Source organism: Candidatus Bandiella numerosa (assembly GCF_021811875.1).
Classification (GTDB): domain Bacteria; phylum Pseudomonadota; class Alphaproteobacteria; order Rickettsiales; family Midichloriaceae; genus Aquirickettsia; species Aquirickettsia numerosa_A.
In genome coordinates this window covers 1-575 of the sequence record NZ_JAJBJD010000209.1, presented here as the reverse complement: position 1 = coordinate 575, position 575 = coordinate 1, and the positions used below count along the sequence as shown (strand labels likewise).

Genomic DNA, 575 nt, shown 5'->3' with positions numbered 1-575 from the left:
TTGAGAAGATTAATCTCTTCTCTATGTACTCTGCTTTTGGTAAACACAAATCTGAAACCGCCCTATGCGACATCGCTTGTACGGTGGTGTGAGAGCGAGGTGCTGCAATGCGCCTCTCTACTCGATTGATAAAAAGCGTATTGCTGACTTTTTATTACGCCGCTTCTGTAAAAATACATCTAGCTCATATCCCTCTGAGTCTACAGCTCTCCATAGTATAAAATATTCTCCATTTACTTTCATTGCCATCTCATCTAAATGCCATTTATCCGTTACTTTTCTTTGCTTCTTTTTGATTACTTTTTCAAATTCTTTACCGAACTTGTAGCACCAGCTCCTAATAGTTTCATGGCTAATTTCTATTCCTCTGTATAATAGTTGCTCTCTCACATCACGATAGCTCTGATTAAATCTATGATATTGCCATATTGCTTGGCCTATTATTGTCATTGGATATCTATGTCTACTCGGTGTCCCCTTCATCTTTTCTTATATTTGTTTTTTTTGATTCTATATTTTTTCTTTTTTTTATTCAATCGCATAATTCTATTCTCATTTTAACTTGACGGTGCCGA

General features: G+C 36.0%; 1 protein-coding gene. It reads right to left on the bottom strand.

Going from position 1 to position 575, the window contains the following annotated elements; translation table 11 throughout:
- Window positions 1-117: 117 nt before the first annotated feature.
- Entirely contained in the window at window positions 118-483 is a 366-nt protein-coding gene (locus tag L8D11_RS05410; RefSeq protein ID WP_236870647.1) for an IS6 family transposase, read from the bottom strand.
- Between the last annotated feature and the right edge of the window lie 92 nt (window positions 484-575).